At 72.0% G+C, this 19,522-nt stretch carries 15 protein-coding genes; 6 read left to right on the forward strand and 9 right to left on the reverse strand.

The window, feature by feature from the left end; all coding sequences use genetic code 11:
- Nucleotides 1-7: 7 nt before the first annotated feature.
- Entirely contained in the window at nucleotides 8-640 is a 633-nt protein-coding gene (locus ACE3UN_RS12450) for an RNA polymerase sigma factor (RefSeq protein WP_374675275.1), read from the reverse strand.
- A gap of 110 nt (nucleotides 641-750) precedes the next feature.
- On the opposite strand from ACE3UN_RS12450, the gene ACE3UN_RS12455 reads away from it, so the two are divergent.
- Nucleotides 751-1,167 (forward strand): DUF6249 domain-containing protein, encoded by a 417-nt coding sequence (locus ACE3UN_RS12455; RefSeq protein ID WP_374675276.1) that lies wholly within the window; start codon nucleotides 751-753, stop codon nucleotides 1,165-1,167.
- 139 nt (nucleotides 1,168-1,306) lie between these two features.
- Complete coding sequence (locus tag ACE3UN_RS12460; RefSeq protein ID WP_374675277.1) at nucleotides 1,307-4,870, forward strand: alpha-1,6-glucosidase domain-containing protein; 3,564 nt, start codon at nucleotides 1,307-1,309, stop codon at nucleotides 4,868-4,870.
- A 43-nt stretch (nucleotides 4,871-4,913) separates the two neighbouring features.
- On the opposite strand, the gene ACE3UN_RS12465 is transcribed toward ACE3UN_RS12460, so the two are convergent.
- Complete coding sequence (locus ACE3UN_RS12465; RefSeq protein ID WP_374675278.1) at nucleotides 4,914-5,441, reverse strand: hypothetical protein; 528 nt, start codon at nucleotides 5,439-5,441, stop codon at nucleotides 4,914-4,916.
- 165 nt (nucleotides 5,442-5,606) lie between these two features.
- On the opposite strand from ACE3UN_RS12465, the gene amrB reads away from it, so the two are divergent.
- From amrB to ACE3UN_RS12480, 3 genes are all read left to right on the forward strand, one after another.
- Nucleotides 5,607-7,073, forward strand: a complete 1,467-nt coding sequence (amrB, locus tag ACE3UN_RS12470; protein ID WP_374675279.1) for an AmmeMemoRadiSam system protein B — start codon at nucleotides 5,607-5,609, stop codon at nucleotides 7,071-7,073.
- Between the two features lie 16 nt (nucleotides 7,074-7,089).
- Entirely contained in the window at nucleotides 7,090-8,226 is a 1,137-nt protein-coding gene (gene amrS / locus ACE3UN_RS12475) for an AmmeMemoRadiSam system radical SAM enzyme (protein WP_374675280.1), read from the forward strand.
- Nucleotides 8,227-8,436: 210 nt separating this feature from the next.
- Nucleotides 8,437-10,425, forward strand: coding sequence for a U32 family peptidase (locus tag ACE3UN_RS12480; RefSeq protein ID WP_374675281.1), 1,989 nt, complete (start codon nucleotides 8,437-8,439; stop codon nucleotides 10,423-10,425).
- Here ACE3UN_RS12480 and ACE3UN_RS12485 read toward each other — a convergent pair.
- Genes ACE3UN_RS12485 through ACE3UN_RS12495 form a run of 3 tightly spaced genes read right to left on the reverse strand, consistent with a single transcriptional unit; the run spans nucleotide 10,401 to nucleotide 13,601 of the window.
- Complete coding sequence (locus tag ACE3UN_RS12485; protein ID WP_374675282.1) at nucleotides 10,401-11,183, reverse strand: ABC transporter ATP-binding protein; 783 nt, start codon at nucleotides 11,181-11,183, stop codon at nucleotides 10,401-10,403. The genes ACE3UN_RS12480 and ACE3UN_RS12485 overlap by 25 nt on opposite strands.
- Complete coding sequence (locus ACE3UN_RS12490) at nucleotides 11,180-12,472, reverse strand: ABC transporter permease (protein ID WP_374675283.1); 1,293 nt, start codon at nucleotides 12,470-12,472, stop codon at nucleotides 11,180-11,182. Before ACE3UN_RS12490 ends, ACE3UN_RS12485 begins: the two co-directional genes overlap by 4 nt.
- Nucleotides 12,456-13,601 (reverse strand): efflux RND transporter periplasmic adaptor subunit, encoded by a 1,146-nt coding sequence (locus tag ACE3UN_RS12495; protein ID WP_374675284.1) that lies wholly within the window; start codon nucleotides 13,599-13,601, stop codon nucleotides 12,456-12,458. Before ACE3UN_RS12495 ends, ACE3UN_RS12490 begins: the two co-directional genes overlap by 17 nt.
- Nucleotides 13,602-13,723: 122 nt before the next feature.
- Here ACE3UN_RS12495 and ACE3UN_RS12500 point away from each other — a divergent pair, with 122 nt between their 5' ends.
- Nucleotides 13,724-14,125 (forward strand): GFA family protein, encoded by a 402-nt coding sequence (locus ACE3UN_RS12500; RefSeq protein WP_374675285.1) that lies wholly within the window; start codon nucleotides 13,724-13,726, stop codon nucleotides 14,123-14,125.
- Nucleotides 14,126-14,173: 48 nt separating this feature from the next.
- Here the strand turns inward: ACE3UN_RS12500 and ACE3UN_RS12505 are convergent, their stop codons facing one another.
- The 4 genes from ACE3UN_RS12505 to gyrB all read right to left on the reverse strand — a co-directional run bounded on the left by ACE3UN_RS12505 (nucleotide 14,174) and on the right by gyrB (nucleotide 19,420).
- On the reverse strand, nucleotides 14,174-15,334 hold the full coding sequence (locus ACE3UN_RS12505; RefSeq protein ID WP_374675286.1) for a DUF3883 domain-containing protein: 1,161 nt from the start codon (nucleotides 15,332-15,334) through the stop codon (nucleotides 14,174-14,176).
- A 112-nt stretch (nucleotides 15,335-15,446) separates the two neighbouring features.
- Nucleotides 15,447-16,415 (reverse strand): phosphorothioated DNA-binding restriction endonuclease, encoded by a 969-nt coding sequence (locus ACE3UN_RS12510; RefSeq protein WP_374675287.1) that lies wholly within the window; start codon nucleotides 16,413-16,415, stop codon nucleotides 15,447-15,449.
- A 1-nt stretch (nucleotide 16,416) separates the two neighbouring features.
- Nucleotides 16,417-16,809 (reverse strand): HIT family protein, encoded by a 393-nt coding sequence (locus tag ACE3UN_RS12515; protein WP_374675288.1) that lies wholly within the window; start codon nucleotides 16,807-16,809, stop codon nucleotides 16,417-16,419.
- A gap of 37 nt (nucleotides 16,810-16,846) precedes the next feature.
- Entirely contained in the window at nucleotides 16,847-19,420 is a 2,574-nt protein-coding gene (gene gyrB / locus ACE3UN_RS12520) for a DNA topoisomerase (ATP-hydrolyzing) subunit B (RefSeq protein WP_374675289.1), read from the reverse strand.
- Between the last annotated feature and the right edge of the window lie 102 nt (nucleotides 19,421-19,522).

A 19,522-nucleotide genomic window follows, 5' to 3' on the forward strand; every position in this document is an offset into this window, starting at 1 on the left:
CTTCGGCTCACAGCCACAGCGCCGGGTCGGCCAGCCCGGCGTCCGCGAGCTGCTGCCGCAAGCGCGCGCGCCCGCGGTGCAGGTGCGTCTTCACCGTGGCCTCCGGCATGCCCAGCATGGCGGCCACCTCGTTCACGGCACGGTCCTCGTAGTAATAGAGCGTGAGGGCACTGCGCTGGGCGGCCGGCAAGGCGTCCACCCACCGGCGCAGCAAGGCCTGCCCATCGGCTGCGGGGCCGCCGTGCTCGGGCGCCGCGAGGCCGGCCACCACGTCGGCCACTGCCTCGTCGCTCAGCGAGGCGGCGGGCGGCGGGGCACGCTCCAGCAGGTTCAGGCAGTGGTGCCGGGTGAGCGCGTACAGCCAGGTGGACACCGCCCCGGCGGCGGGGCGGTAGCCCGCAAGGCCCCGCCACGCGCGCAGCAGGCAGTCCTGCGCGGCGTCCTCCGCCCGGGCGGGCTCGCGCAGCAGCGCCAGGCACAACCGGTGCACCTTGGCGGCGTAGCGTGCCACCAGCAGGTCGAACGCCGTGTCCGGGCGGCCCGCGGCGAGATGGGCCACCAGGTCGTCGTCCCGCCGTGCCGCGTCGCTCACGGGCGTGGGCGCGGCGGTCGGGGGGGCGGCACGGGTGTCGAGCAGCATCGCGCTTGATACCCGGGCCCGCGGGAAAAGGTTTCAGCGCGCCGGCTGAAACCTGCGCGGTGCGGCGCGGGTACCAAGCGCATCACCCCTCGCCACCCCCAGGAGACACCATGGACTTCGGAACCAGCCTCAAGCACATCATGCCCTTCCTCATCCCCATCGTCGCCATTGTGATGGGCGTGGGCATCGGCATGCTGGCCCTGTGGATCGACTACCGGAAGAAGCGCGACATCTTCGAGCTGCACCACAAGGAGCGCATGCTGGCGATCGAGCGCGGCATGGAGGTGCCCCCGCTGCCGGAGGCGCTGCTGGCGGGCCAGCGGGATGAGCGCTGCCGCACGCCCGGCGACGACCTGCGCCGAGGCCTGATGTGGCTGCTGGTCGGCCTGGCCATCGGCGTGGCGCTGTTCCTCAACCGCAGCCTGGAGGCCGCCGCCTGGGGCCTGATCCCGATGGCGGTCGGCGCGGCGCATCTCCTCACTTACGGCCGGCATTCCGCTCACACCAGCGCCGCCCAAGCTAAGTAGGCGAAGTAGTACCACTACACCGCGCACCGCCTTTCCCCCTATTCCGTGGGCAGACGTCCCGGGTTTGCCCCGACACGCGATGTAGTTTTCCTTCACTAGCATCGCCGCCCAGGCCGAGGCACGGCCGGAAGGAACGGACATGGCGGCAGCGCAGAGGGCGGGGGCGGTGCAACAGGTGCGCCATTGGGTGCACCGGCTGGTGGCAGCGATGGCGCTGCCCCTGGCACTGGCACTGGCACTGGGGGCCGGCCTGGCCGGCTGCGGTGGCGCCGAACCGCCGGCCGACGACCTGGACCTGGCCGCCGCCCACGCCGAGTCGCCCGCCGTGCTCATTCCCGTGCCGGTCGGGCGCGGCCCGTCCGCCCGGACCGCCGACACCGGGCTGACGGTCCATTACCACCGCGCCGCCGGCGACTACGACGGCTGGCAGATCCATACCTGGGGCGCCGGCCAGGACCCCGGCTGGAACGCGGGCTGGAACCCCAGCGGCAGCGACAGCTTCGGCGCCATCTACGAGGTGCCGCTGGCCGCCGACAGCGGCACGGTGGGCTACCTCTTCCATCGCGGCGACACCAAGGACCACGGCGGCGCAGACCAGGCGCACACGCTGACCCCGGGCGTGCAGAACACGATCTGGCGCATCGAGGGCGACCCGGTCACCTACCTGCGCAACCCCTTCGACGCCGGCCCGCCCGACCTCACCACGGTGCGTGTGCACTACCAGCGCTTCGCCGGCGACTACGCCGCCTGGGGCCTGCACCTGTGGCAGGGCAGCGGCCTGGACAGCGCCCGCCTGCCGGGCGTGGCCATCGACGACTGGAACGCGCCGGTGCCCTTCGCCCAGATGCCCGGCCACGCCGCCGGCAGCGGCGAGATCGTGTTCGACATCCCCGTGCTCAACCCGAAGGACGACGCGAACCGCACGGCGCTGGAATTCATCATCCATGGCATGCCGCCGAACCAGAACGACAAGGACGGCCGCAGCGACAACATCCGCGTGCCCTATGCCGCCCTCACGGTGCGCCAGCAGGTCGGGGAGGTCTGGCTGGTGGAGGACGATGCGCAGGTCTACACCGCGCCCCCCGACCTGCGGCAGGTGTCCTCCACCGATGCACGCGCGTTCTGGCTCAACGCCGAGCTGATCCAGTGGCCGCGCGTGGGCGGTGGCCTGCCCGTGAAGCTGTACCACTCCGCACGCGGCCAGATCGTGATCGAGCGCGACCAGCCCGTGCGCGGCGCCGACGGTGCGGTCACGCTGGACCTGCACACCGGCGCCGTGCCGCCCGAGGTGGCCGAACGCTTCAAGTGGGTGGCCGCCGGCGGCGTGTTCGCCGTGCGCGCGGCCGACCGCGCCGGGCTGCCCGCCCTGCTGACCGGCCAGCTGGTGCTGGTGCAGGAGGACGCCGCCGGCCGCGTGCAGCACGCCACCACCGCGCAGCTGCCGGGCGTGCTGGACGCGCTCTATGCCGCCGCCTACGACGCCCCGGCGCTCGGCGCCACCGTGCGCGACGGCCAGACCACCTTCCGCCTGTGGGCGCCCACCGCGCAGCAGGTCGCCCTGTCCCTCTACCCGAACGGCGCCGATCCCGCCACGGACACCCTGCCCATGCAGCGCGACGCCGCGACCGGCATCTGGCAGCTCAGCCTGCCCGGCGACCACGCCGGGGCCTACTACCGCTTCGGCGTGCGGGTCTTCGTGCGCGGTGTCGGCGTGGTGCGCCACCTGGTCACCGACCCCTATTCCCTCAGCCTGTCCGGCAACAGCCGGCGCAGCCAGGTGGTGGACCTGGACTCGGCGCGGGTCAAGCCGGCCGGCTGGGACGCCGGCGCACCGCCGGCCACCGTGGCCGCCTCGCCCGACATGGGCATCTACGAGCTGCACGTGCGCGACTTCTCGGCCCGCGACGCCACCGTGCCGGCCGCCCACCGCGGCACCTACCTGGCCTTCACGCACGGCCAGTCGGCCGGCATGCGGCACCTGCGCGCCCTGGCCGACGCCGGCCTGACGGACGTGCACCTGCTGCCCGTGTTCGACCTGGCCAGCGTGCCGGAGAAGGGCTGCGTCACGCCGCAGCCCGGCGGCGCGCCGGACAGCGAGAGCCAGCAGGCCACCGTGGCCGCCACCCAGTCCACCGACTGCTTCAACTGGGGCTACGACCCCTGGCACTTCACCGCACCCGAAGGCTCGTACGCCAGCTCGGTGGCCAACGGCTTCACCCGCGTGCGCGAGTTCCGGCGCATGGTGCAGGCGCTGAACGCGGCCGGCCTGCGCGTGGGCATGGACGTGGTCTACAACCACACCACCGCCTCCGGCCTGAACGACCACTCGGTGCTGGACAAGGTGGTGCCCGGCTACTACCACCGGCTGAACGCGGTGGGGGACGTGGAGCGCTCGACCTGCTGCGAGAACACCGCCACCGAGCACCGCATGATGGCGCGGCTGATGATCGACTCGGTCCTCACCTGGGCGCGCGACTACCGCATCAGCTCCTTCCGCTTCGACCTCATGGGGCACCAGCCGCGTGCGGTGATGGAGGAGCTCAAGGCGCGCGTGAAGGCCGCCACCGGCCGCGACGTGCAGCTGCTGGGCGAGGGCTGGAACTTCGGCGAGGTGGCCAACGGCGCGCGCTTCGTGCAGGCCGACATGCTGTCGCTGAACGGCTCGGGCATCGGCACCTTCAACCCCTTCCTGCGCGACGCCGTGCGCGGCGGCGGCTGCTGCGACAGCGGCAACGCGCTGGTGGCCCACCAGGGCTATGTGAACGGCCTGTACTACGACCCCAACACGTCGGCCGCCCCGTCCACGCGCACCGACCTGATGTGGCAGGCCGACATCGTCAAGGCGGGCCTGGCCGGCTCCCTGCGCAGCTACCCGCTGCACACCCACTGGGGCGCGGTGCTGCGGCTGGAGCAGCTGAACGTGGGCGGCCTGCCGGCCGGCTACGTGGTGGACCCGGCCGAGGTGGTGAACTACGTGGAGAACCACGACAACCTCACCCTGTTCGACCTGGGCGCCTACAAGCTGCCGCTCGCCACGTCCCGCGAGGACCGCGCCCGGGTGCAGATGCTGGCCGCCGCCGTCACCACCTTCTCGCAGGGCGTGGCCTACTTCCATGCCGGCGTGGACACGCTGCGCAGCAAGTCGCTGGACCGCAACAGCTACGACGCAGGCGACTGGTTCAACAAGCTGGACTGGGGCTACACCGACAACAACTTCGGCGTCGGCCTGCCGCTGCAGCGCGACAACGGCAACGAGTGGCCGCTGGCCCGCCCGCGCCTGGCCGACCCGGGCCTCAAGCCGCAGCCGGGCGACATCGCGTGGACACGCGACGCCTTCCGCGACCTGCTGAGGATCCGCGCCAGCAGCACGCTGCTGCGCCTTCGCACGGCCGAGGACATCCGCGCCCGGCTCCACTTCGTGAACACCGGGCCGCAGCAGGAGCCCACCGTGCTGGGCGCCTGGCTGGACGGCCGCGGTTACGCCGGGGCCGGCTTCCAGCGCCTGGCCTACTTCATCAACGTGGACAAGGTGGGCCACACCGTGGCGGACGCCGCGCTCGCGCAGCCCGGCTTCGAGCTGCATCCGGTGCACCAGGCACCCGGCGCCGCGGACCGCCGCGCCGCCGAGCAGGCCCGGCTCGACCCGGCCACCGGCCAGGTGTGGGTGCCGCCCCGCACGGCGGTGGTGTTCGTGCAGCGCTGAGCGCGCCGGCCGCCGGCACGCCGCCGCCAGGGCCGCCGCCGGCTCAGGGCGCGCTGGCCGCCGCCGTGGCGGGCGACGTGCCCGCCGGCGGCCGGCGCTTGGCCAGCAGCTTGTCCACCCGGGCCCGCGCGCGGTTGCTCACCAGCGCCTGTTCCAGCCCGTTCGCGTCCGCGTACAGGCGCGCGCCTTCGCTGCGGCAGGCCGCCACCAGCTGCGCCCGGGCGTCGGCCGGCAGGCTGCGCTGCGCCGCCTTGGCCTCGTCGAGCATGCGGTCGGCCTCGGCCTGCCGCAGGCCGCGCAGGTAGGCCTGGCCGATGAAGGCGAAGCCCTGCTCCGTGAGCTTCACGAGCGCCGGCTTGAGCGTGCGCTCGCCGGCCTGGTAGCGGCCGGCCATGTCGCCAGCTTCCTTTTCGAGCACCGCCACGCAGGCCGCGGCCCGCTGGTAGAAGGCCTTGTCCGCCGCTGTGGGCGCCGCCTGCGCCACACCCGCGCCGCCCAGGGCGGCCAGGGCGGCCAGGCAGACGGCGGGGCGCAGCGCGCGCAGGACGCGGGTGGCAAGGCGGTGGGGCAAGGCAGTCGGCACGGTGTGGACAGGTGGCACGGGCAGGGCAGGTGGGCGAGTATGGCCCTGGGCACACAACGCGCCCGGTGCAGTGGGGGACGACACGGGCGCGCGGCGTGCCGGTTGAACTTCCTCCCCCCAGCCCCACACTCAGACACAGGAGGTCTGTGGTTCATGTCCTCTCCTGCCCTGACATCCGCCTCGACGCCTGCCCGCCCCGCCGCCGTGGCCGGCAGCTTCTACCCGGCCGACCCCGCCGCGCTGCGCGAGGAGATCGCCCGCTGCTTCGCCGAGGCGCGCCCCAGCACGCCGGGGCCCGCGGGCCGGCCGCCCAAGATGCTGGTGGTGCCGCATGCCGGCACCGTCTACTCCGGCGCCGTGGCCGGCAGCGCCTACGCCACCCTGGCGGTGGCCGCGGGCCGCGCGGCCCTGCGCCGCGTGGTGCTGCTGGGCCCCGCCCACCGGGTGCCCGTGCGCGGGCTGGCCGTGCCCGCAGCGGCCCGCTTCGACACCCCGCTCGGCCCCATCCGCATCGACACCGACGCCGTGGCGCAGGTGGCCGGCCTGCCGCAGGTGGTGCGCAGCGACCGCGCCCACGAGTGGGAACACTCGCTGGAGCTGCAGCTGCCCTTCCTGCAGCAGCTGCTGGGTGAGCAGTTCCGCCTGGTGCCGCTGGTGGTGGGCGACGCCACGCCGGACGAGGTGGGCGAGGTGCTGGAGCGCCTGTGGGGCGGGGACGAGACGCTCATCGTCGTGAGCACCGACCTCTCCCACTTCGAGGCCTACGACAGCGCGCGCGTGCACGACCGCGACACGGTGGAGCGTGTGCTGGCGGGCGACGCCACGCTGGACCCGCACGACGCCTGCGGGGCGCATGCCCTGAACGGTGCCCTGCCGGTGGCCCGCCGCCACGGGCTGCGCCCGCGCCTGCTGGACCTGCGCAATTCCGGCGACACCGCCGGCGACCGCCGCCGCGTGGTGGGCTACGCCGCGCTGGCCTTCGACCTGCCGCCGGACGGCCCCGCGGAGGCCAGCGCCGACGAGGTGCAGCGCGCCGCCGACAGCGACGGCGCCGCCGGCTCGCCCAGCCTCGGACGTGCCGCGCTGGCCGTGGCCCGCAACGCCATCGCCGCCGCGCTCGGCGAGCCGCTGGTGGACGAGCCGCCCCACCCCGCGCTCGACCAGCCCGGCGCCTGCTTTGTCACCTTGCACACGGCCGACGGCCAGCTGCGCGGCTGCATCGGCCGGCTGGAGCCGGAGGGCACGCTGCGCGCGCAGCTGGATTCCAACGCCCGCGCCGCCGCCTTCCGCGACCCGCGCTTCGGCCCGCTGCAGCGCCACGAATGGGCCGGCATGGCGGTGGAGGTGTCGCTGCTGGGGCCGCTGGCGGACATCGAGGCCCCGCCCGGCGGCATGACCGAGGCCGAGGCGGCCGCCGCACTGCGCCCCGGCGTGGACGGCGTGGTGCTGAGCTGGCGCGGCCACCAGGGCACCTTCCTGCCCCAGGTGTGGGAGCAGTTGCCCGAGCCCGCCGGTTTCCTGAGCGCGCTCAAGCGCAAGGCCGGCCTGGCGCCTGATTTTTGGGCACCGGATGTGCGCCTGCAGCGCTACACCGTCCACCACCACGAGACGCGGGTGTGACCCGCCCGCCGCGGCCATGACGCACGACACCCTGCCGAGCGCCGACATCGCCGAGGGCCAGCACCCCGCGCGCTGGTGGCACGCCCTGCCCGACGGCCGCCTGCAGTGCGACCTGTGCCCGCGCGACTGCAAGCTGCACGCCGGCCAGCGTGGCCTGTGCTTCGTGCGCCAGCGGGTGGGCGACACCATGGTGCTCACCACCTATGGCCGCAGCTCCGGCTTCTGCGTGGACCCGATCGAGAAGAAGCCGCTCAACCACTTCCACCCCGGCTCCAGCGTGTTCAGCTTCGGCACCGCCGGCTGCAACCTGGCCTGCAAGTTCTGCCAGAACTGGGACATCTCCAAGAGCCGCGAGATGGACCGGCTGATGGACCAGGCCTCGCCCGCGCGCATCGCCGAGGTGGCCGCCGAGCTGGGCTGCCGCAGCGTCGCCTTCACCTACAACGACCCGGTCATCTTCGCCGAGTACGCCATGGACACCGCCGATGCCTGCCACGCGCGCGGCGTGGCCACGGTGGCGGTGACGGCCGGCTACATCCATGCGGAGCCGCGGCGCGCGTTCTACGCGAAGATGGACGCCGCCAACGTGGACCTGAAGGGCTTCACCGAGGACTTCTACTTCCGCCAGACCGGCGCCCACCTGGCGCCGGTGCTGGACACGCTGCAGGCCATCCACCACGAGACGGGCTGCTGGCTGGAGATCACCACCCTGCTCATCCCCGGCCACAACGACAGCACGGCCGAGCTGCAGGCGCTCACGCGCTGGGTGCACGAGTCGCTCGGCCCCGACGTGCCGCTGCACTTCACCGCCTTCCACCCCGACTACAAGATGGGCGAGGTGCCGGCCACGCCGCGCGACACGCTGACTCGCGCGCGGCGGATCGGCCTGGATGCCGGGCTGCACCATGTGTACACCGGCAACGTGCGCGACCGCGAAGGCGCCACCACGGTCTGCCCGGCCTGCCAGGCCGCGCTGATCGAGCGCGACGGCTACCGCATCACCCGCTTCGACCTCGCGGTGGGCCCCGCAGAGCAGGGCGCCTGCCCGCACTGCGCCACGCCCATCGCCGGGCGCTTCAGCGCCCTGCGCCCGGCCGAGAGCTTCGGCAGCCGCCGCATCCCGGTGCGTGTGGCCACTGCCGGTTCAAACTGAGCCCTTCGACAGGCTCAGGGCGAACGGGAAGCGGAAGGCCGTTCAGCCTGAGCCTGTCGAAGGCCCGCCCGCACCCCGTTCATCATGCGCCCTTCGACAAGCTCAGGGCGAACGGGAAGCGGAAGGCCGTTCGGCCTGAGCCTGTCGAAGGCCTACCCCGCCCCCCGTTCGGCCTGAGCCTGTCGAAGGCCCCTTCTACACTTCTGCCCCATGCCGCGCCCCCACCTCGAACTGCTCGCCCCCGCCCGCGACGCCGACATCGGCATCGAGGCGGTGAACCATGGGGCCGACGCCGTCTACATCGGCGGGCCCGGCTTCGGCGCCCGCGACAAGGCGGGCAACGGGCTGGCCGACATCGACCGCCTGGTGCGCCACGCCCACCGCTACGGCGCGCGCATCTTCGTCACGCTCAACACCATCCTGCGCGACGACGAGCTGGAGCCCGCCCGCCGCATGGCCTGGGACTGCTTCGAGGCCGGCGTGGACGCGCTCATCGTGCAGGACATGGGCCTGCTGGAGCTGGACCTGCCGCCCATCCAGCTGCACGCCAGCACGCAGACCGACATCCGCACGCCCGAGAAGGCGCGCTTCCTGCAGGACGTGGGCTTCTCGCAGATGGTGCTGGCGCGCGAGCTGGACCTGGGCCAGATCCGCGCCATCGCCACGAAGACGCCCGATGCCGTGCTGGAGTTCTTCGTGCACGGCGCGCTGTGCGTGGCCTACAGCGGCCAGTGCTTCATCAGCCATGCCCACACCGGCCGCAGCGCCAACCGCGGCAGCTGCAGCCAGGAGTGCCGGCTGCCCTACACGGTGAGCGATGCGGCCGGCCGCATCATCGCCCACGACAAGCACGTGCTGAGCCTGAAGGACAACGACCAGAGCGCCAACCTGGCCGCGCTGGTGGACGCGGGCATCCGCAGCTTCAAGATCGAGGGCCGCTACAAGGACATGGCGACGGTGAAGAACGTCACCGCGCACTACCGCCTGCTGCTCGACCGCCTGCTGGACGAGCGCCCCGCGCTGGCGCGCGCCAGCAGCGGCCGCTGCACCTACACCTTCACGCCCGAGCCCGAGCAGGCCTACAACCGCGGCGGCACCGACTACTTCGTCAACGGCCGGCGCCCGGACATCGGCGCCTTCGACAGCCCCAAGCACGTGGGCCTGCCCGTGGGCCATGTGCTGACGGTGGGCGCCGAGGCCTTCGAGGTGGACACCGCCTTCGTCGAGGGCGGTGCCGCCATCACGCTGCACAACGGCGACGCCCTCACCTGGTGGGACCGCCAGGGCGAGCTGCAGGGCGTGCCGGTGAACACGGCCGAGCACCTGGGCGGCACGCGCTGGCGCGTGGTGCCCAACACCCCGGTGGCCGAGCTGAAGGACCTGCGCCGCGACGCCGCCCTGCACCGCAACCGCGACATGGCCTGGGAGCGCCTGCTGGCCAAGCCCAGCGCCGAGCGCCGCATCGCGGTGGACCTGACGCTGGCGCAGACGCTGGTGGACGGCCAGCCCGGCTTCGAGCTGGCCTGCAAGGACGAGGACGGCCACCGGGCCAGCGCGCGCATCGCCCACCCGCACGAGCCGGCGCGCGACGCGGCCCGCGCCGAGGCGCAGCTCAAGGAGCAGCTCGCCAAGCTGGGCGCCACGGTCTTCAGCGCGCGCCGCGTGCGCCTGGCGCTGCAGCAGCCCTGGTTCATCCCGGCCGCGGTGCTGAACGCCCTGCGGCGCGACGCCGTGGCCGCGCTGGAGGCCGAGCGTGCCCGCGCGCTGCCGCGCCTGCCGCGGGCGCAGCCGGTGGAGCCGCCCGTGCCCTACCCCGAGGACACGCTGAGCTACCTGGCCAATGTGTACAACCACCAGGCCGCGGCCTTCTACGCCCGCCACGGCGTGAAGCTCATCGAATCGGCCTACGAGAGCCACGAGACGCTGGGCGAGGTGAGCCTGATGATCACCCGGCACTGCGTGCGCTGGTCGCTCAGCCTGTGCCCCAAGCAGGCCAAGGGCGTCACCGGCGTGCAGGGCAGCGTGCGCGCCGAGCCGCTGCAGCTGCGCCACGGCGACGACGTGCTCACCCTGCGCTTCGACTGCAAGCCCTGCGAGATGCACGTGGTGGGCGCCATGCGCAAGCCCGTGCTGAAGGCGATGAAAGCCGCCCTGAAGGCCGAGCCGGTGACCTTCTACCGCACGCGCCCGGTGGCCTGAGGGCTCGCCGGGGCGTCGGCAGCGGCCGGCGTCCCAGGCGGCGCCCCAGGCGGGGGCCCGTCGCGCTCGATGCGGCCGTCCACCAGCTCGATGACGCGGTCGCAGCGCGCGGCCATGGCCGGGTCGTGGGTGACGATGAGGAAGGCCGTGTCGCGCTCGCGGTGCATCTGGCGCATGAGCGCGAACACCTCGTCCGAGCTGGCGCGGTCCAGGTTGCCGGTGGGCTCGTCGGCCAGCACCAGGCGCGGCTGCCCCACCAGCGCGCGGGCGATGGCCACGCGCTGCTGCATGCCGCCCGAGAGCTCGCCCGGCCGCTTGTCCATGGCCTTCGCGAGCCCCACCGCAGCCAGCATCTCGCGCGCCCGCTCGCGCTCGGCGCGGGCCACGCGGCCGTCGCGCATCAGCGCGGGCAGCGTCACGTTCTCCAGCGCGCTGAAGGCCGGCAGCAGGTGGTGGAACTGGAACACGAAGCCCAGCACGCTGCCGCGCAGCGCCGTGAGCGCATCGTCGCCCAGGCCCGCCACCTCGTCGCCGAGCAGGCGGTAGCTGCCGCCGCTGGGCGGCTCCAGCAGGCCCAGGATGTTCAGCAGCGTGCTCTTGCCCGAGCCCGAGGGGCCGATGAGCGCGGCGAACTCGCCCGGCTGCAGCGTCATCGTCAGGCCGTGCAGCACCTCCACCTCGTTGGGACGGCCCGCGTTGTAGCGCTTGCGCAGGTCCTGCAGCGCGATGAGCGGGGTGGGCGGAGCGGGCGCGTTCACAGCCGGATCGCCTGCGCCGGGTCCAGCGCCGCCGCCCGGCGCGCGGGCGCCACCGCCGCCACCACGCCGCACACCGTGGCCAGCGCGGCGATGCGCAGCGCCAGGGCGGGCGCCAGCGTGATGGTGAACAGCGGCAGCCCGTCCGAGCCCTTCACGAAGCGCGTGAAGGCCCAGATCAGCGCCACCGCCAGCGCGATGCCCAGCGCCGAGCCCAGCGCCCCCACCACCGCGCCCTGCAGCAGGAACACCCGCATCATCTGCCCCCGCGTGGCGCCGATGGCGCGCAGGATGCCGATCTCGCGGCGCTTCTGCACCACCGACACCACCAGCACGCTGGCGATGCCCAGCACCACCACCACCATCACCACGCCGCGGATGATGGTGGTGCTCACCGACTGCGCATTGAGCGCCGACACCAGCTGCGCATTGGCCTGCTGCCAGCTCTCCACCTGGTAGGGCAGCCGGCGCGCGAGCGAGGCGGCCACCTCGCCCGCGGCCCACACGTCGTGCAGCGTCATGTCCACGTGCGTCACGCCGCCGGGCAGGCCCACCAGGCTCTGCCCCGTGCGCAGCGGCACGTACACCGAGCGGCGGTTCAGGTCGCGCACGCCCAGGTCCAGCAGGGCCGTGACCCGCACCGATTCGTTGAGGTCGCCGGTGACCAGCAGCACGCGGTCGCCCACCCGCACGCCCAGGTCGTCGGCCAGCTCGCGGCCGATCATCGCCTCGCCCGGGCCCAGGCGCGGCGCACCGGCCACCACCTTCTCGCGCAGGCGCACGATGCGGTCATGGCGGTCCAGCTCCACGCCCAGGATGGCGATGGCGCGCGAGGCCTCGCCGCGCCGCGCCAGCCCCGCGCCGGAGACGGTGGGCGACACGGCGGCCACCGCCGGCTCGGCCTCGAGCAGGCGCAGCAGCGCGGGCCAGTTGGCGAGGGTGCGCGGGCGCTGGGCGCGCGGCTGCACCTGGCGCATCTGGGTGGGTGCAGGCGCGGTCACGCCCGACGCCGCGGGCGCCACCGCCCGCACCTCGTCCTCCAGCGACTGCAGCGTCACGTGCGCCTGCGCGCCCAGGGTCTTGTCCAGCGTGTTGGCCTGCAGGCCGGTGATGAGCGCCGAGATGTAGGCCACCACCGCCACGCCCGCGGCCACGCCCACGATGATGAGCAGCGTCTGCATGCGCCCCTCGCGCAGGAAGCGCAGCGCCAGCCGGCGCTCGAAGCCCAGCGTGGCGGCGCCCCAGGCGCTGCGCCGCGGTGGCGCGGGCGCGTGCTCAGCGGCCGAAGGCATTGCCCATCGCCCCGCCGGCGTTGTCCTGCGAGGCGCCGCTGGCGCCGCGCGCGGGTGCCGAGGCCGCGGTGACCGGCCGCACACGCGCGCCGTCCGTCGGCCCCTCGGCCAGCAGCACCGTGTCGCCCTCGGCCAGGCCGTCCAGCACCTCCACCTCGTCCAGCGTGCGCAGGCCCAGGCGCACCGGCCGCGTCTGCACCCGGCCGTCCTGCACCACGCGCACGCTGCCCGTGTCCGCCTCACGCGGCCCCGACACGGCCGCGGCGGGCAGCACCCGCGTGCGCTCGCGGCGCGCGGTTTCCACCTGCACCGAGAGCGTCATGTCCTCGCGCAGGAAGGCCGGCACCTCGCCCGGCACGGCCAGCTTCACCTCCAGCGAGCCGCGCTGCGCATCCACCAGCGGCGCCAGCGACTGCACCTGCGCCGTGAAGGGCTGGCCCGGAAAGGCATCCGCCTCCACCTGCGCCGCCTGGCCGGGGCGCAGCTGGGCCACGTAACGCTCGTCCACCTGCGCCACCAGCTCCACCGGGCCGGCCAGCGCCAGCGTCAGCAGCGCCCGGCCCGGCGACACGATCTGCCCCGGCTCCACCTGCCGCGCCAGCACCCGCGCCGCCGAGGGCGCCACCACCACCGTCTGCGCCAGCCGCACCTGCGCGGCCTGCACCGCCGAGCGGGCCAGCGCGGCCTGGGCCACCGCCACCTCCTCGGCGCGCCGCGCCTCGTCCATGCGCGAGGCGCTCAGGAACCCGCGCTGCACCAGCTCCTGCGCCCGCGCCAGCTCGGCCGCGGCATTGCGCTGCACCGCGCCGGCCTGCCGCTCGCTGGCCTGCGCCTGGGCCAGCGCGGCAGCCAGCTCCGCGCGCTCCAGCGTCACCAGCGCCTGCCCCGGGCGCACGGCGTCGCCTTCGCGCACCGCCACCGCCTCCACCCGGCCGGTGAGCGTGGCGCCCACCTCCACCCGCGAGGCCGTGGCCACCCGGGCCGTGAACAGCAGGCTGCGCACCAGCGGCCCGCTGCGCACGGCCACCGCCGGCACCTCGGGCACGGCGGCGGCGCGCCAGGCGAGGCCGCCGGCCACCACCGCCACCAGGCCCAGGGCCAGCAACGTCAGGCGCAGGCGGCGCGACATGGAACCTCAGGCGTCGAGTCAGGCGAGCGCGTCATGCGGCCATTGTTCCACCGCGGCCCCGCGCCCACGAGCGGCCGCGTCAAGGCGGCGGCATCATGGGGCACCCCCACCCAGGAGCCCCCATGCACGTCCACGGCAGCTGCCACTGCGGCCACATCCGCTACGAAGCCCACGTCGACCCCCAGCGCGCCGCCGTGTGCCACTGCACCGACTGCCAGCGCCTCACCGGCACGGCCTTCCGCGTGTCCGTGCCCGCCCAGCCCGGCAGCTTCCGCCTGCTGGCCGGCGAACCCGCCGTGTACGTGAAGGTCGGCGACAGCGGCTCCCGCCGCGCCCAGGCCTTCTGCCGCGACTGCGGCTCCCCCCTCTACACCTACGACGCCGACCACCCCACCACCTACGGCCTGCGCGTCGGCTGCCTGGACGAACGCCAGGCCATCGTGCCCCAGCGCCAGAAGTGGTTCAGGTCGGCGCTGGGGTGGACGCAGGAGATGGCGGGGTTGGTGAGGGCGGAGGGGGAGTGAACGCTGCCGTGTGCATCGTCCAGTCGCACAGAACCGCTGACCGGGCCGTCAAGACAGGCTCGCCCTGTATGTCGCGGGATCCAGCAGGAAGTGCTGCTCGAAGGGCCCCGGCAACTCGTAGAAGCGCGGCCCCGTCCGGAAGTCGAAGACTCGGCAGAGGCGGAAGCGATCGAGCGTCTCCCGCGCAAACGAAAGTTCGTTGGAGGTCACGTAGAACGGCGTCTCCTCCGAGAAGGCGGTTGTCTTGACCTCGATGTAGCGAGCGGTGCCGTCCGCCTCGAAAGAAAGCACGTCGTAGCCCAGGCCGTCACCCTTGGTCTGCGCCACATGCTCCACCCGATCGGCCAATTGGCCCAACCCTTGCGAAAGCAGGCGCCAACGCTCGAAGTCGACGATGAAGCGCTCTCCGGCTGCTCCCAGCGAGCGGTTCCGGCTCTCCCGCTCAAGGTAGTCACGCCGCACGGCCCGTCGGGCATAGGCGGCCGCAGGTTCTCCGGTGCGAGGGCGCCGCGCCGGGGCGTCCGCTCGGGCGGAGGCAAAGTCAGTGACCTCGACCGGCACCGCCGGACGCTCTACCGCCGCTTCAGCGGCGCTGTCCAGTGCAGGCTGCAGTTCCAGCTGTCTACCGACGACATCCATTAGCAGGCTGGTCTGCGCGTTTTCCGCCGGAAGGTAACCGCGGATGCGCGGCAAGCCGAGGCGGTTCATCACCGCGCTGACGTTGCGATGCTTGAACTCGATGGCCGCTTCCGAGCGCCGGTCCAGCAGGGGCAGCAGGGCGCGGCGGCGTGCCGACTTGCTGTAAGCCTGCCCTGTCAGCTCCATGGTGAGCATCTGGAGGTAGTCCGCCACGAGCAGATCGACCTCAGCGGGCGACCAATCACGCCGACCCGCATCCTCAGCCGCCTCGTGATGCCCTACCGCCACGACGTCGAAGTTCAGTTCACGCAGACGCCGCACGACGGTGGCCACTCCTCCCGAGAAGGCCGACGCGGCCAACGCGCCTTCCTGAGGCCGTGCATGTCCGTACGCTGCGCCTGCGATGGCCTTGGAGTCGCACAGGAGCCCGCTGACCGGGTCGCGCACGAAATAGTCCCGCGCTTCACCAAAGCCATATCGCTGGAGGAAGGCTCCCCTGCCCAAGCGCCGAAACTCCGCCAGCGCAAGCATGACGGCTTCACGTGTCAACGCAGAAAGATTGGCAGACATGGCACGGCGACTTCCTTCCGGATGGTCGCCATATTGGATCAGGGAACCGTTGGGAGGAACTCCAGCGCTGCTGTCCGGCGCAGCGCCCCGCCATTCGTTCCCGCTCCAAGCATCATTCGACGGAAGGCATCGTCAATGGTCGGGCCCGCCGCCTGAACGGGCCCTGGTGGACGTTCCAGTGGAGAAACTCACGGCCCGGCAACAGTTCGGGGCGTTGGGGAATGAGGATCTGCCGTCCGTGGTGCTGCAGTTCTCCCGTCATCCCACGACCACCGCTGATGGCGTGCTCGCTGAATGCGACGCGAAACTCAGCTGGCTCGATGGTGAAGGCACCTAGGTCGAAGAGCTTGTGGTGGAGCGCACACAGCGACAGTCCGTTCGGCTCGATGTCGGGCCCACCGTACTGGTGCCATTGGATATGGGCGGCCTCCAGGCCGGCTGGCACATTGCCGATTCTCAGATCGAAGCCACAGACGCAACATCGGTACTCGTAGGCGAGCAGCACACGTTCCCTGAAGCGCGGGTCGCGTCGTCGCGTTCGCTCAGCATGCAGCGCCGCAGCCTCTGTCGCCGGGTCTGCAACCGCAGGAACTGTGGATAGATCCAAACCCACGCTGGCCGCGATATCGCCGTGGAGGGTGGAGGGGAAATAGGCGTCAAGGACGCGGGCGGCGACCGCCGGCAGAAGACCGGGAACGTGGCGGAGGGCATCATCGACGTCCGCCGCGAAGCCCGCCTTGACGTGATGCTGCCGCAGTTCACCCAGGGTCGGCGTGGCGCCCGCAGGGCGGTCGATCAGTTGGGGGGCCCCGGTCACCTCCCACAGCTCCCCTTGAGCGTCAGTGCTCAAGTGCCAGAACGGATAGTGCCGCGTGCTCGCGGCCTGCTCGGAGCCGAACTCACCAAGCAGTTGCTTTAAGGGGCGGTCCGCTTCCGTGAATGCGGTCAGGCGCGGTTCCCCTCGTTGCACCCGACCCAGCGCCCAAAGAATGAGAAGTGGTTTATGTGGGGCGTATATCCCCGCACGCTGTGCCCGCCGCACGCGTCCGAAGGCGTCCAAGATCTCGGCAGCGCTTCTCACCTCAACGGCTCCAGTAGTCGGCCCGCTCCGGGATGATCCACCTCACGCCACCTCTGGGGTCGGCGCGGTCGCCGAGATAGCGGGGGATGAGATGAATGTGCAGGTGGCCGACCGTCTGGCCAGCAGCCGGGCCATCGTTGATGCCGATGTTGTAGCCCGCGGGATTGAACTCCGACTGCAACTGGTGCTTCGCCTGTTCGAGCAACACCAGCATGGCAGCCTTCTCGTCTTCGGTCGTCTCGAAGAAGGAGGCCACATGACGCCGCGGGATCACCAGGGTGTGGCCCGGTGTCAGCGGGTAGGCATCCCGGACCGCTACTGCCGCGTCGTTGTGGAGCCGTACGCGCGATGCGGACAGGGCGCAGAAGGGACAGCATTCGATGGGTGGCAGCACACGCGGACCCTCCATGCTGTGGAACTGCTGTCAGCCCTCACGCATCAATATTCGCCGCCCTCAACGCATTCGTCTCGATGAAGTCCCGCCGCGGCTCGACCTCGTCGCCCATGAGCATGGTGAAGACCTTGTCCGCCTCGATGGCGTCTTCGATCTGCACGCGCAGCAGGCGGCGCACTTCGGGGTCCATGGTGGTTTCCCAGAGCTGCTCGGGGTTCATTTCGCCCAGGCCCTTGTAGCGCTGGCGGCCCACTGAGCTTTCGGCCTGGCCCATCAGCCAGGCCATGGCGGCGCGGAAGTCGCCGGCCTTCTGCTGCTTCTGCTTGTCGCCCTCGCCGCGCTGCACGATGGCCTCAGGCGTGAGCAGGCCCTTGAAGGTGCGGCCGGCGGTGGCCAGGGCCTCGTAGTCGGCGCCGTGCACGAAGTCGGGGCTGATGATGCTGCTCTTGATGTTGCCGTGGTGGCGGCGGCTGATGCGCAGCAGGTGCTTGTCGGTGCGCTCGTCGAACACCGCTTCCACGTCCGCGTCGTGCAGCGCGGCCTTGAGCGCGATGGCGCTGGCTTCTGCGTTGGCCGTGTCGTCCAGGTTGAGCGTCAGGCCGTCGCTCAGGGCGCGCAGGGCCTCCACGTCCATCCAGGCCGAGAGGCGGTCGATGACGTTGGTGGCCTTCACGTAGGCCTGGGCCAGCTCGGCCAGCTGCTCGCCCTGCAGGGCGGGGCGGCCGTCGCCCGGCTCGATGCGCGCGCTGTCCAGCGCCACCTTCAGCAGGTAGTCGTCCAGCGCGTGGGCGTCCTTCAGGTACTGCTCCTGCTTGCCGTGCTTCACCTTGTACAGCGGCGGCTGGGCGATGTAGATGTGGCCGCGCTCCACCAGCTCGGGCATCTGGCGGTAGAAGAAGGTGAGCAGCAGGGTGCGGATGTGGGCGCCGTCCACGTCCGCGTCGGTCATGATGATGATGCGGTGGTAGCGCAGCTTGTCGGGGTTGAAGTCGTCCCCGCCCATGCCCTTGCCGATGCCAGTGCCCAGCGCCGTGATGAGCGTGAGGATCTCGTTGGAGCTCAGCAGCTTCTCGTAGCGCGCCTTCTCCACGTTCAGGATCTTGCCGCGCAGCGGCAGGATGGCCTGGAACTTCCGGTCGCGGCCCTGCTTGGCGGAGCCACCGGCGGAGTCACCCTCCACGATGTAGATCTCGCACAGCGCCGGGTCCTTCTCCTGGCAGTCGGCGAGCTTGCCGGGCAGTCCCATGCCATCGAGCACACCCTTGCGGCGCGTCATCTCGCGCGCCTTGCGCGCGGCCTCGCGGGCGCGGGCGGCGTCCACGATCTTGCCGCAGATGGTCTTGGCGTCGCTGGGGTTCTCCAGCAGCCAGTCGGTGAGCAGGCGGCTGACGATGTCCTCCACCGGGGCGCGCACCTCCGAGCTCACCAGCTTGTCCTTGGTCTGGCTGCTGAACTTGGGCTCGGGCACCTTCACGCTCACCACGCAGGCCAGGCCTTCGCGCATGTCGTCGCCGGCGATCTCGACCTTGGCCTTCTTGGCCAGCTCGTTGTCCTCGATGTACTTGTTGATGACACGCGTCATCGCCGCGCGCAGGCCGGTGAGGTGGGTGCCGCCGTCACGCTGGGGGATGTTGTTGGTGAAGCACAGCACGTTCTCGCTGAACGAGTCGTTCCACTGCATCGCCACCTCCACCCCGATGGTGGTGCCCTGCTCGCTCACCTTCTCGCCCACGGCGTGGAAGATGTTCGGGTGCAGGATCTTCTTGCCCTTGTTGACGAACTCGACGAAGCCCTTCACCCCGCCCGCATAGGCGAAGTTGTCTTCCTTGTTGTTGCGCTCGTCGACGAGGCGGATCTTGACGCCGTTGTTCAGGAACGAGAGCTCGCGCAGGCGCTTGGCCAGGATGTCGTAGTGGAACTCGAAGTTCTGCTGGAAGATCTCGGTGTCGGGCAGGAAGTGCACCTCGGTGCCGCGCTTCTCGGTGTCGCCCATCACCTTCATGGGGCTCACGGCCACGCCGTCGCGCTCCTCGATCACGCGCTCCTGCGGCACGCCCTTGGCGAACTCGATGAAGTGCACCTTGCCTTCGCGGCGCACGGTCAGGCGCAGCCACTTGCTCAGCGCGTTCACGCAGGACACGCCCACGCCGTGCAGGCCGCCCGAGACCTTGTAGCTGTTCTGGTTGAACTTGCCGCCGGCGTGCAGCTCGGTCAGGGCGATCTCGGCGGCCGAGCGCTTGGGCTCGTGCTTGTCGTCCATCTTCACGCCGGTGGGAATGCCGCGGCCGTTGTCGATGACCGAGATGGAGTTGTCGGTGTGGATGGTGACGATGATGTCGTCGCAGTGGCCGGCCAGGGCCTCGTCGATGGAGTTGTCCACCACCTCGAACACCAGGTGGTGCAGGCCGGTGCCGTCGGACGTGTCGCCGATGTACATGCCCGGGCGCTTGCGCACCGCCTCCAGGCCTTCCAGGATCTGGATGGCGTTCTCGCCGTAGCCGGCGGAGGCCTCGGACCCGGTGGACACCGGCCGGCCTTCGGCGGCGGGCACGTCGCGGCGGACGACGCCGTCGTCGCCAGCGTCGGGGGTGGGGGTCTTGGGGTCGGTCATGTCAGGCTCTCTTGCGCGGGGCCGGGTGGCCGGCACATGCCAGCCAGGGCCCCTAGAAACGGCTTGGCGGGCCTTTCGGCCCGCCGTCAGGGGGAGGGGTGC

Origin of the sequence: Ideonella sp. (assembly GCF_041918995.1) — a bacterium.
Taxonomy (GTDB): Bacteria; Pseudomonadota; Gammaproteobacteria; order Burkholderiales; family Burkholderiaceae_C; genus Ideonella.

Coding starts and splice junctions, on each gene's coding strand:
- ACE3UN_RS12455 (WP_374675276.1), top strand. CDS start 751: ATGGACTTCGGAACCAGCCTCAAGCACATCATGCCCTTCCTCATCCCC.
- ACE3UN_RS12490 (WP_374675283.1), bottom strand. CDS start 12,472: ATGCCTTCGGCCGCTGAGCACGCGCCCGCGCCACCGCGGCGCAGCGCC.
- ACE3UN_RS12505 (WP_374675286.1), bottom strand. CDS start 15,334: ATGTCTGCCAATCTTTCTGCGTTGACACGTGAAGCCGTCATGCTTGCG.
- ACE3UN_RS12450 (WP_374675275.1), bottom strand. CDS start 640: ATGCTGCTCGACACCCGTGCCGCCCCCCCGACCGCCGCGCCCACGCCC.
- gyrB (WP_374675289.1), bottom strand. CDS start 19,420: ATGACCGACCCCAAGACCCCCACCCCCGACGCTGGCGACGACGGCGTC.
- amrS (WP_374675280.1), top strand. CDS start 7,090: ATGACGCACGACACCCTGCCGAGCGCCGACATCGCCGAGGGCCAGCAC.
- ACE3UN_RS12495 (WP_374675284.1), bottom strand. CDS start 13,601: ATGTCGCGCCGCCTGCGCCTGACGTTGCTGGCCCTGGGCCTGGTGGCG.
- amrB (WP_374675279.1), top strand. CDS start 5,607: ATGTCCTCTCCTGCCCTGACATCCGCCTCGACGCCTGCCCGCCCCGCC.
- ACE3UN_RS12460 (WP_374675277.1), top strand. CDS start 1,307: ATGGCGGCAGCGCAGAGGGCGGGGGCGGTGCAACAGGTGCGCCATTGG.
- ACE3UN_RS12500 (WP_374675285.1), top strand. CDS start 13,724: ATGCACGTCCACGGCAGCTGCCACTGCGGCCACATCCGCTACGAAGCC.
- ACE3UN_RS12480 (WP_374675281.1), top strand. CDS start 8,437: ATGCCGCGCCCCCACCTCGAACTGCTCGCCCCCGCCCGCGACGCCGAC.